This is a genomic window from Bacillota bacterium, from assembly GCA_024653485.1.
GTDB lineage: Bacteria > Bacillota > SHA-98 > UBA4971 > UBA4971 > UBA6256.
This window is the reverse complement of sequence record JANLFY010000010.1, coordinates 93,382-105,286: the sequence shown is the minus strand read 5'-3', so window position 1 is coordinate 105,286 and position 11,905 is coordinate 93,382. Positions and strand designations below refer to the sequence as shown.

The window sequence follows — 11,905 nt, the reverse complement described above, 5'->3', positions numbered from 1 at the left end:
CTCCTTCGTGCATGATTCCTCGACTGGTCCGTTGAGGCGAACTCCCCGACCGCTCTACCGGTAGGGCAACCTGGGAGCACGGTCAGCCTCGTGGAACGACATGCACACGCAACCGCGGCAGTTGTCCAGCTTAAGCTTTATGTACACAGGCCTTCCGTCCATATCCCTGATGAACTCCCATATCGCACCACCTCGAACGTGCTCTCGCGACTGATCTGGTGACGGACCCCTGTAGTAGTCCTGATACGTGAGGGCCAGGATTTCCTGCTTCGCAGCGCCTATCGTGATTCCTAGCTCTGCTAGGCCGTCAAGGTTCTCTGTGCGAGGAATGAAATCAAACTTGTGCTGGATGAGTATCGCGTCCCTAACCCGTTCCAGGAACTCGTCTATCTGTCGAATGAGGGCTACGCCGCCATGATTGGGTCTCGCGGATCTGGACACAGGTGTCCATCTCCCCTTCATTGTATCATCGGCTCTGCCGATATGCTATCATTTGATAGCAATGAGGTCAAGAATGAATTTCCATCAAGTGAAGCTCTTGCCAAGACTGATGTGCAAGGTCCGGAGTGACCCCGGTTCTCGACACCTCTTAGGCCACTCGAGGTGGGAAAAGGAGGGACTGAAAGGGGGTCCTCAACTCGACCACAACTCGACCACGGCGCCACGTGAGATGAGGTTCTGTGACCTCGCGTGCAGGAACCGTCTGGCGTCCGTCTAGCGCCCGCCCCCAGGGAATCCCACGGCGGGCACACTTGGAATGCCGGAGGCAGACGATGAGAAACATGACCGGCTTCCTCTCGAACTTCGCGTATTGGTCATGGTCCTGAGTTATCGTCTCGTGAGCCCATTCGTCAAGCTGGCACGATCTTGTACGGATGTGCGAATGTGACCACTCTGGTGTTCCATGCGCGTTGTGAAGACACAACACGCATGAGAAGTTACAGTCCAGGTAGTGGTGTAGAATCGGCAGACGCAGCAGCGAGGCGTGAGGAAGTGGGTGAGGAGACGGAGGCTGCAAGTGGCCGGAGCCCTTGGTGCGGAGCGCCTCTGGAAGCGTCTTCCGAGGGCTGCAGAGCTGTTGAGGGATGTTCGAGATGACATCCTTGCATACATGCGCTTCCGTACGAGCACTGGCGGTAGGACTACTTAGCTAACCCCTTGGGCCGTCCGAACAAGCGGATGTCCCTAAGTCCGTGGAATTTGAGGTTGCGGCTCCCTGCTCTCTTGCGGTAGAACGGAGCTGCAAGAGAGATGGAGGGAGCCACTGAGGTCGTTCGTGGCCACGACATCCGCACCGGTGCCCAAGACGTCGCGGACCACCACGTCGCCGGCCTTCACCGGCGGGCTGACGCACTTTTCAGCCAGCAGCCTCGCAGTCTTCAGAAGGAGGTGCTTGGGAATCGGCCGGTCGGTCTTCACCGGAAGGAGCGGGTGATCGGGACACGTTGTGCGCACAGTGAATGTCAAGACCCGCCTCGGGTCGTACCGCTCGAGCAGCGCATACTCTCGTCCCCGGTCGCACTTGTTGCCCCTTACCTCCGCCGCGTCCAGGACAGTGACTTCGCACCCAACAGGACAGACGACGCACGTCACCGTGAACTCGCTCGAATCCCCGCGCACGCAGAGTCACGCCTCCCTTTCGACTATCTCTCTACTATGCGACTATCTTTCCACTATGGACACGGTCAGTGTGTCACCCTTCTCGGACGGGATCGCAAGCCTGTCCACGTTCACCTGTATCATCTCGCCAGGACGAACCTTCTGCTTTCTCTGACGCCGCAACACCCTTCCGGCGATCGACACCTCGAGCACCACGTTCTCCGCAGGCTCGCTTGGACGCAGGGATATGGTGAGGGTCCTCGCGGCGGCGGCCGCCGCTGCAGGTGCATCACCGTGCCGGACGAATCGTTGCGGGACCACGTACCGGACGTTTCGGCCGGGCCGGATCTCCCCCGTGGTGCAGAGCACTTGGAGTGACTCAAGTCCCGCATCTTTGCCCACCTCGCCAAGGACCGGGGTCCGCGCTTCCACCCTCGCTCTAGCGGCGGCGGCAGCGCCTGCCACCATGCCGTCCTCGGTCACGTGGTCCACGAGGTCGTGCACGTGAACCACATTTCCGCAGGCGAAGATGCCAGGCACGCTCGTCTCCATCTCGTCGGTCACGACAGGCCCTCCCGTGGCGGGATCGATCTCGATGCCGCACGCAGCTGAAAGCTCGTTCTCAGGGATGAGGCCCACCGAGAAGAGCAGCGTATCGCAGGGGATGAACCACTCCTCGCTCGCGATGGGCATCCTCGCGTCGTCCACGGGAGCGACGCTCACCCCTTCCAGCCTGTCGCGGCCGTGGATACGGGAGATGGTATGGCCCAGGTACAGCGGAATATCGAAGTCGCGGAGGCACTGCTGTACGTTCCGGGCAAGCCCGCCCGGATACGTCATGATCTCCACGACGGCCTGGACTTTCACCCCTTCAAGGGTGAGTCGCCGGGCCATGATGAGGCCGACATCGCCCGATCCCAGAATGACCGCCTGTCGCCCCGGCAGGACGCCCTCGATGTTCACGAGCCTCTGGGCGGTGCCTGCGGTGAATATCCCCGCCGGCCTCGTGCCGGGAAGCACGAGCGCCCCGCGCGGGCGCTCCCGGCACCCCATGGCGAGGATTATGGCACCGCACTGGAGCACTATTAAGCCATGGCGGGGCGACACGGCCGCCACACGACGTTCTTGCGTGACTTCGAGGACCATGGTCTCGAGCATGAACTCGACGCCCACCGAGGCCGCCTCGTCGACGAACCGAGCAGCGTATTCGGGGCCTGTGAGCTCCTCGCCGAACCACTTCAGCCCAAACCCCGTGTGTATGCACTGAGGAAGGATTCCGCCCAGACGAACGTCGCGTTCGATGACCACGACCCGCTCCGCCCCAGCCCGCTTCGCGGCGACAGCAGCGGCAAGCCCGGCGGGGCCACCGCCGATCACCGCCACGTCCGCGCGAAGATCTTTGCGCAGATCCTTTCCCTTCAGTCCTGGAAACGCCTTCAAAGAACCTACCTCCCTGTTGCTGGTGACATATGATGCGACACATGGGCCACGGCCGGCCCCGGGCCATCGTCGGCTTCCTCCTGGGCTTCGCGCAGGAGGGCTTTCGCCGGGTACGGCGCGATGGGCGAGCTTGGGCCTCGCTTCGTGATCGCCTCCAGGGGAACCCCAAGCTCCCGGCTGAGTATCTTCATCACCCTTGGCATGCAGAACCCGCCCTGGCACCTTCCCATTCCTGCGCGCGTTCGAAGCTTGACCCCGTCCACCGTCCTCGCGCCCCTGCGGATGGCGTCCAGCACCTCGGCCTCGGTCACCGTCTCACACCTGCACACGATGCGACCGAACGAAGGGTCTGATTCCACAAGCCGGGCCTGCTCGGCGTGGGAAAGCTGCGAGAACCGCACAGGCGCGGGACGGATGGGGTTGAACCCGCGGCGGGCACGCGCCTCGAGCCCCTCGTCGCGCAGGATCCCGACCACCATGCGCGCGATGGCGGGCGCTGCGGTGAGACCGGGTGACTCTATCCCAGCCACGTGCACAATGCCCCTAGTCACCCCGGACGGCCTTATGATGAAATCGCGTTCGGAAGACGCCGCGCGCAGGCCCGCGAAGGACGCTATGACGTCGCGAGGGGAGACGGCCGGCACCATGCGACGAGCGGCGGCGAACACTGCTTCAAACCCCGCTCTCGTCGTAGCGAGGTCTAGGCGGTCGCTGACATCTTCAGCGGTGGGTCCGACCATGATGTTCCCGTCCGCCGTGGGGATCACTAGGATCCCCTTGGACACCGGGGTCGGCACCGGAAACACCGTCGACCGCACGAGGCTCCCGACGCGTTTGTCCAGCAAGTACTCCTCGCCTTTCCTCGGGCGTATCTCGAAGGACTCGTCCCCTGCCATGGCCGCTATTTGGTCTGCAAATAGCCCCGCGGCATTCACCACCCATGTGGTCTCGATGATCGCTTCGGCCGTCTCGACAGCAGCGATCCGGCCTTCTCTCACGTGAAGCGAGGTGACCGGCGAGCCCGCCATGAAGCGGACGCCGTTGGCCACGGCGTTCTCAACCAGGGCGAAGGTGAGCTGGTACGGGCATACGATCCCGCCGGTCGGAGCGTGGAGCGCACCCACGACTTCCGGGGCGAGCCCGGGCTCCAGTGCGCGGACTTCACCGGCATCAAGGAGGCGAAGGCCCGGCACGCCGTTGCGGCGCCCCCGGTCGAGGTATTCGCGCAACACGTCGACCTCCTCCGGAGACATGGCGACCATGAGGCACCCGTTGCGCCTGAACGGCACGGACAGCTCCTCGGCGATCTCATCGAACATGGCATTCCCCTCAACGCACAACGAGGCTCCCAGCGTCCCGGGATCCGAGTGGAACCCCGCATGCACAACACCGCTGTTGGCCTTGCTCGTGCCGAAGGCTGGCTCCACCTCGCGCTCGAGGAGGACCACGGCCAGATCGTATCGAGCCATCTCCCTCGCAATTGCGGCGCCGATCACGCCAGCTCCGACGATTGCTACGTCAGCTTTCATTATCGTCGACTGCGTGGACCGTGTACCGTGCAACCCAACATCCCCCCGTGATGCGCGTCTTTCCGTCTTCCGTGCCCCCGTGCCATAAAGAAAAGTCCAGCCTGCAACAAGCCCCGTTGCGCACGCAGCAAGCAAGGGCAGCTTAGCGCGCTGTCGAGCAACGAGCTTGGCAGATAGGACTCTCTCAAAGTCTCCCGTCCGCTCCGCCTGACTCTCAGCCTCTGGAGCAAAACCCTTCCTTCCACTCGCGCCGCCGGCATGGCAAGGCTGCTATGGAGTCCAGTACATAATCAGGTTGAATCGCTGACCTGGACAGGTCCTCCCGACGAGTTACTCCAGTCAGCACTAGAGCCGTGGCCATTTGCGCCTTTTTCCCCATCAATATATCGGTCTCCAGGCGATCACCCACTACGAGACACTGGTCTCGCCCAAGGCCGAGGCGGCCGAGTGCAGTCTGAAGCATCATGGGGTTCGGTTTACCTACAACCAACTCAACCTTGAGTCCGGTCGTACCTTCGATTGCCCCAATCATCGCTGCGGCGTCAGGAATCTCCCCCCCTTCCACCGGGCAGGTTCTGTCAGCATTCGTAGCCACCAGCCGAGCCCCACACCTCACGGCCTGGAGAGCGTGGTTCAGTTTTGCATAGGTGAACGTCCGGTCGAACGCGATGACGACGTAGTCCACATGGGCGCCGAGTGTTGTCGGGTCTTCCACAACGTCCACGCCGGCCGCCCGAAGCTCGTGAACAAGCGCCATTTCCCCGATGACGAACGCTCGACAGCCTGGTGCACAGTCCGCCAGATAGCGTGCCATCACCAGAGATGAGTTTATGACATCATCCTCTGGCGTAGGTATGCCGAGTTTCGTGAGCTTGGCGGCGTACTCTTGCCTGCTCTGAATGGGCTTGTTGGAGAGAAAGACTATGCGCTTGCCCATCGCCCGGAGGCCCATTATCGTCTCTCGCGCGCCGGGAATCAGTTTGTCACCGAGATACACGGTGCCATCCAGGTCGAGAATGTACCCCTCGAAGTCCTCGACGGAAGGGCAAGAGCGCTCCGTGCCAGGGTCTGAGTTGGAAACTGCTTTCGAATACATTGGTCTTGAGTTCAGGCTAAGCATAGAATCCACCCATTCTGGCTCCGCCCAGCTTGTTGGCGGCGAATAGCCTGACGCCTCGCGCACCAACGGTTCGCGCGGCCTTCTCCAACGATTCGCGAAGCACTGGGCATGGCGCCATAAGTCGTCGTCTCCCTTCTTGACGGCGTTAGGATTGCCGGTGCTTGCACGACGGGGCGCGGAGAATTCGGCTGCCTTGAGCGCCGAATTCGAACGAGGCGCGCCGCAACCGCGCCGTCTCCGCGACCCGACGGAGCAGTGGCCCCATTCAAGGTACGAGTCCGAGGATCGCCCACCACGGGACAGCAATGAAGTTTACTACAAGCAACGTAGCGAAAAGCATCCCAAGGCCGAACTTCAAGACATCAGAGCGAGTCAAATTCCCGTGCTGCTCGTACACCATGAGTGCGGTTGCACTCTGCTCAGGGTATAGCGCCACAGAATCCACTGATATCAAAGCAACCAGGCCGTGTACAAGTGGGTTTAAACCAGCCTGTCGCGCAAACCCCGTTACTATAGGCAAAAGCAGTGCCAAACATGCCGGGATGCTGGGGATTGCCGCATGAACAAGAACCGACACTAGCACCGTTGACGAGACCATCATGTAAGAAGGTACGCGACAGCGAAGGATACCCATAGTCAACACGTTGCCCAGCCAGGCGCATGCCCCTGTCGACTCAAGGACGTGCGCTATGCAGAGAGAGGCACCAGTCACCACGAACAGCGACCAAGACACGTTTGAGGCGAACTCGTGCCATGACATGGTGCCGCACCAGGGACTCAGCACGAGAACCGCACCCAGCAGTGCTGGGGCTGCTGGATTCCAATGGTGTATGTAGTCAGTAAGCCAGAGAACGCACGCAAGGCCAAGAGCGACCATGACCTTCCTCTCTTGAACTGATACCACACCTGGCCGCTCGTCGGAGGGAAGGAGTTCGCCTATCTTGACATCCGGGGCGTGTCCCAACCACACCGGCTTATTCACAAGGGCGCTTTCACTACCTTTGTGGAACTGGCAAAGAAACAGAATGAGGACAGAGCCCGATAGGATCGCCATAGCATACGGGACAGCCATCAAGACAAGCCAGCGGAACCACGTGAATCCGCCTCCGAGCAGACTCGCTGCCAGGGCAGGTGCAATCCCACCCGTGAGGATCATCGACGAAGCCATGGGATTCAACATTCCGAGAATGAGGGCCACAGCCTTTGCGAGGTTCTTCGACCCTCGGAATGCAGGATGTTCCAATACACTCTTGTAGGGGGCCATCAGAATCGCATTCCTAGTCAAAGCAGAAGGGACAATGAGCGTCATCAACGGTAGAAACGCGACCGACTGTAGCATGAGACGAAAGCTGTTCCCTTTGCAGAGGGCTACCATGAACCTCGCCATACGGTGCGCTAGGCCGCTTGATGCAACCGCCGAGCCGAGCGCGAGAACGCCGACAAGGAACCACAACACCGGCTCAGAGAAGCCTGCAAGAAGAGCCAAAGGGCCGAGACGCGGCAGCATCGCCAGAAGCAAGAACAACCCCGCCAGGGCCGTCACTGCAGGGTACAGAGTGCCCGCCGCCCACAAGGAGACGACAGTCGCCGCGACAGCCAGAGCTCGAGAGCCGTCCGGCCCAAGCGAGGCCGGGCCCACGCCCACCGACACTGCAAGACAGCACACAACGCTGACAATCAGACCTAGGACTTTCGGCAGTGAAGATAGCGCGGCGGACCTACGCGCGAGCATAGCGCCACAACTCCCTCTTGCTAGTCGAGACTCCAAGAGCCCCAGTAGCGAGCACTGCCTCCACTTCCGACATGCTCTCCACCAGGCCGCCCGCGATGAACGGTGAGATCTCGTCCACGGGCAACCTATGAATGATGTTCGGAAGGACGAGTGCAGGTAGGATCTCTACGGCATCCGGCTGGGACGACGCAACGACTGATAAACCTGTCCTAAGCGATTCCGAGTCGAGGACGAAAAGACGCTGCACTGCAATGAGCCCCTCATCTTTGGCGGCCCTGATGAGCGAACTCCTTGTCGTCAGAATCCCTCTCACGCCAATCTCCCTGGCAAGCCACTTCATCCCGACGGGGTCTTTCCCGATGCCTTGTACCAAGTCCACGTGACAAAAGACCTGCTGACCGTGCGCTGCAGCCCTCTGCACGACGTCACGCACGTCATAGATGGATCCGGTCAAGAAAAACACTAACCGTGCGCCGCAGCTTGCAGCTTCATCTATCTCCGCCGCCTGCCTGATTGCTGGAATTACGGGATGCTCCGCCAGGTGCTGCAAGGGTGCCGTCCCCATGAGAGTCTGTCGGCTGCCCTTTTCTCTCATGGTCTTCGCCTCCTCGGTGCGCAGGCCAAGCAACCTCACCTACCCTGCGCCCCAATCTGCCTATGACGTAGTGAACGTTAACTGAACCGAACACCAGGCGCACCTATCCACCTCACAAGAGCCAAGTCGAGCCAAAACGGCAAGCGACCGCATACGTGGCTAGACGGTCACAAAACAAAGAGAAGCGAAGAGCCAGAAGCAACCGACTTCTGGTTCAGCCTTCTCCTCATCTCCGAGCCGAAACCGAGACAAGCCGCTCGATAGCGTACCTGTTTTCCTCTTTATACTGTTTGAAGGAGTATTCTACGTAATGGAGTAGAGTCCTGCCTGACACCAGCATCGGTTATCGGTTTTTTCCACTCACCAGCCTATACCCTCACAAGGCACTTGCCTCGCTGTGCTCGCCAACTACCCCGGCCTGCGTCTTCTCTGGACAGCTTTCCGTGGCCGTCATCCGTGGCAGTGAACTGTCCCCGGTCGGAGCGTGGAATGTGCGCTCACGGTGTTGCTGCCTTCATGACTTGGTCTAGAGATGTCTGTAGCTGCCCTGGCCCGGAGCGGGACCGTGCACGGCGAAAGATGGCGCAGCATACGGCGGTACACGCGCCGGGAGGATGGTCGAACAGTTCTGTCACGATTGTTCATGGGGACCCGGCGTCTGCCGGGTCCCCCTCACCTCGCGGCCCAGCAGTGTCCGAAGGCCTTAGCCGAACAACCCGCCCTTCGCGGCGCTGCTCAGTCTGTTCACTGCGAATAGGGTGATTACGCCCGCCACTATGAGGATGAAGCCCAGCGCTGCTGCGTCTCCGTGAGTGCCCCCCGTATAGAAGGTGAATATCCCCATAGTCATGGTCTCCCATCCTGGTATCGAAAGCAGGATTGAAGCCGCGCTCTCCTGTATCGATGTCATGAAGGAGAACAGCGCCCCTGCCAGTACTCCCTTCCAGATAAGTGGGAACGTAATGTCCTTGAAGATCTTCAGTCCACTCGCCCCCACGCATTCGGCCGCCTCCTCCATCGAACGGTGCACTACCAGCAGAGAGCTATACGACGACCGCACCGTGTAAGGAAGTCGCCTCACGGCCAACACTATTGGCAGTATGATCCATATGTTCGCCAGAGGTATCTTGAAGAGTATCGGGGTATTGAAGGCCCTGATGTACGCGATCCCTAGCGCGGTGCCGGGCAGGGCCAGCACCAGCATTGTCAGGACGTCCAACGCGCCGCGGGTGCGCATCTGAGTCCTGGCCATGATCCACGATACTGGCACCCCGATCAGGATGCACATGATGATGGCCAATATGCAGAACTGGAACGTGTTGATGATGTAGCCCGGCGCGTACAACAACACTTTCTTGTAGTGGACCGTGGTCCACGACGAAGGCAGAGGAGACATGGACCAACTCCGCGCAAATGAGGCTAGGCCGACGCCTACATAAGGCATGAAGCTCACGAAGAGGAGCAGGCTCAGGAATGCCAGAGCCAGCATCGCCCACTTGCCTTTGAGCGGTTTCCTCTCCACTGCCCTGTACGAGAGAGTGCTGTAGTCTTTCAGCGTCACGTACTTCTTGGCTATCAGTAGGAACACTATCGACAGAACCACCATGACGGCACCCACTGTGATGCCCATCTTGAACAGGTGTCTGTCCGTGAACTGCTGAATATCCATGTATGCCAGCGGCGCGATGAAGTTGGTCAACCCTACCACCATGGGGGCAGCAAAGTCTGCGAAAGCTCCGATGAACACCAAGAACGCTCCGGTGACGAAACCCGGTACGGTAAGCGGAATGGTCACGTCAAACAGGCGTTTAAGGCCGATGGACCCAACACTCTCTGCCGCCTCCTCCAGTGAGGCGTCGATCTTGCTCAGGGAATCCAAGACGTTCAGCGTAATCAGCGGGAACAGGTGACACGTCTCCACCAGCAATAGTCCATGCCATCCATAGACGAAGTTGAACGGCAAGTGGTCGTACAGCCAACTAGACAACGTGGGCCACGACTGCTCCAGCGCTGCCGCCAGTTGGTAGAGGAGCTCGTTCACAGTGCCCCCTCTGCCCAGGATGAAGATGAAGCCCAACACACCTACTAGAGGGGGCATGACTATAGGCACGGTAGTTAGGAAACTGAGGGCCCTCCTGCCGGGGAAGTCATACCTGACAAGCAGATAAGCCACTGCAAAGCCAATGATCGATGTGGTGATCACCGTGGCGAACCCCAGTAGCATGGAGTTGGCCAAGGCCTTCATATACTGCTTGTCTCTGAACACGTCCAGGAAATAGTTGAGCGAGAACGTCTGCCGCGGCAAGCGCAGAACCTCCTGGACCAAAGCCCTGGCTTCCTTGGCTTCGGCCAAGGCGGCCTCCGGATCATGCTGAACTTCGGCCATCGATGACGCCTTCTGCGCCACACGGTCCCTGGCATCCTGCCATTTCGCTATCAACTCATCTTGAGGGAAAGTTGCCCTGTCAAGCGCTCCTATCACGCGGTCGATGGTGTCAACAGACCTGCTTAGCTGAAGCGCTATGTCATGGGCAGCCGCCGAAGCGCCTTCCATTTCGCCGGCGTGCACCCTCTCCTCAAGAAGATCGGTTGTGAGAACCACTTCGTTGAGTGCAGAAAGCGGTATGTCGGCCGTGGAAAACGAGTCGACAAATAGCTTCACGAGAGGGAATATGACAAATACGAGCAGAAACAGGTATATGGGCCATACCCATGGTCTGGACGTCCTCAGCCATCTCCCCAAACCGGTCATCGTCTTGCCTGGAGACATCAGACAACCACCTGCCTGTCCATGGTCAAGGCCAACACGCTAGTCCGGTATGACAAGTGCCGCAGATTTCGGAAAGGCGAAGTACACATCGGTGCCCCAACCCAGTTCCTGACGATGGAGAGGGTTCCTGATGTCCGCCTTGAGTACGAGGCCGGTCGCATGCTCCATTTCGTAACGCAGGGTATTCCCCATGTAGCTGGCAAAACCTATCTTGCCGCGTATGATGTTGTCCTGCCCAGCCTGCCCAGAAGGTTGTGCAGTGTGGACTACCACGTTTTCGGGTCTGAATGCCACAGTGCATTTGTCTCCAGGCTTGACCGTCAAGTGGCTGTACCCTATGATTGTGCCTAGCTCCGTGACGACTGTGATGTCTTCGCCAACAGCCTCCACAGTGCCGGCTACAAGATTGTTAGTGCCGATAAAATCAGCCACAAAGCGTGTCGCCGGTCTCTCGTACAGATCGTGTGGCGTGCCGACCTGAACCAATCTGCCGTCGCACATTATGCCGATGCGGTCCGAAAGCGTGAGGGCTTCTTCCTGATCGTGAGTGACATACAGCGTAGTGATGCCCAATGACTGCTGCAGTTTACGGATTTCCGCGCGCACTGATCCTCGGATCTTGGCATCCAAGTTGGACAGAGGTTCGTCGAGGAGCAGGACGTCCGGGTTGAGCGCGAGTGCTCTTGCCAGCGCCACACGCTGTTGCTGGCCTCCAGACAACTGCCCTGGATAACGAGTCTCGAAACCCACCAGCCCCACCTTGGTGAGGGCCTCATTGACAATTTCAGGCCATTCGGACTTGGGGACCTTCTTGAACTGCAGACCGTATGCCACATTCCTGTACACCGTCATATGAGGCCATAGGGCGTAGTTTTGGAACACCATGCCGATGTTCCGCTTGGATGTTGGGATGGCCTGGACCTCACGGTCGCCGAACAAGATCTTGCCCTCGTCAGGTGTATAGAAACCGGCGATAAGGCGTAGGGTAGTTGTCTTTCCGCAGCCCGAAGGTCCAAGCAAGGTGAAGAGCTCGCCGTGTTTTATGTGCAGGTCCACTCGGCTCAGCGCCTCAACATTCTTGAACCTCTTCGTGACCCCAGTGAGCCTAATATCCATGCAC

At 59.6% G+C, this 11,905-nt stretch carries 9 protein-coding genes; all 9 read right to left on the bottom strand.

Annotated elements, in window-relative coordinates; genetic code table 11:
* Positions 1-54: 54 nt before the first annotated feature.
* Positions 55-441, bottom strand: coding sequence for a type II toxin-antitoxin system MqsR family toxin (locus NUW12_09455; protein MCR4402985.1), 387 nt, complete (start codon positions 439-441; stop codon positions 55-57).
* Positions 442-1,185: 744 nt separating this feature from the next.
* Positions 1,186-1,620 (bottom strand): DUF1667 domain-containing protein, encoded by a 435-nt coding sequence (locus tag NUW12_09450; GenBank protein ID MCR4402984.1) that lies wholly within the window; start codon positions 1,618-1,620, stop codon positions 1,186-1,188.
* Between the two features lie 42 nt (positions 1,621-1,662).
* Positions 1,663-3,039, bottom strand: coding sequence for an NAD(P)/FAD-dependent oxidoreductase (locus NUW12_09445; protein MCR4402983.1), 1,377 nt, complete (start codon positions 3,037-3,039; stop codon positions 1,663-1,665).
* Between the two features lie 5 nt (positions 3,040-3,044).
* Entirely contained in the window at positions 3,045-4,601 is a 1,557-nt protein-coding gene (locus NUW12_09440; protein MCR4402982.1) for an NAD(P)/FAD-dependent oxidoreductase, read from the bottom strand.
* A gap of 181 nt (positions 4,602-4,782) precedes the next feature.
* The gene (locus NUW12_09435; protein ID MCR4402981.1) at positions 4,783-5,697 is read right to left on the bottom strand and encodes an HAD-IIA family hydrolase; all 915 of its coding nucleotides are present in this window, start codon (positions 5,695-5,697) and stop codon (positions 4,783-4,785) included.
* Between the two features lie 256 nt (positions 5,698-5,953).
* Entirely contained in the window at positions 5,954-7,420 is a 1,467-nt protein-coding gene (locus tag NUW12_09430; protein ID MCR4402980.1) for an SLC13 family permease, read from the bottom strand.
* Positions 7,407-8,015, bottom strand: coding sequence for a glycerol-3-phosphate responsive antiterminator (locus tag NUW12_09425; protein MCR4402979.1), 609 nt, complete (start codon positions 8,013-8,015; stop codon positions 7,407-7,409). The genes NUW12_09430 and NUW12_09425 overlap by 14 nt, the downstream gene beginning before the upstream one ends.
* A 703-nt stretch (positions 8,016-8,718) precedes the next feature.
* Positions 8,719-10,785, bottom strand: coding sequence for an iron ABC transporter permease (locus tag NUW12_09420; protein MCR4402978.1), 2,067 nt, complete (start codon positions 10,783-10,785; stop codon positions 8,719-8,721).
* Between the two features lie 39 nt (positions 10,786-10,824).
* The gene (locus NUW12_09415; protein ID MCR4402977.1) at positions 10,825-11,901 is read right to left on the bottom strand and encodes an ABC transporter ATP-binding protein; all 1,077 of its coding nucleotides are present in this window, start codon (positions 11,899-11,901) and stop codon (positions 10,825-10,827) included.
* Positions 11,902-11,905: the final 4 nt, after the last annotated feature.

Coding starts and splice junctions, on each gene's coding strand:
- NUW12_09430 (MCR4402980.1), bottom strand. CDS start 7,420: ATGCTCGCGCGTAGGTCCGCCGCGCTATCTTCACTGCCGAAAGTCCTA.
- NUW12_09425 (MCR4402979.1), bottom strand. CDS start 8,015: ATGAGAGAAAAGGGCAGCCGACAGACTCTCATGGGGACGGCACCCTTG.
- NUW12_09420 (MCR4402978.1), bottom strand. CDS start 10,785: ATGTCTCCAGGCAAGACGATGACCGGTTTGGGGAGATGGCTGAGGACG.
- NUW12_09415 (MCR4402977.1), bottom strand. CDS start 11,901: ATGGATATTAGGCTCACTGGGGTCACGAAGAGGTTCAAGAATGTTGAG.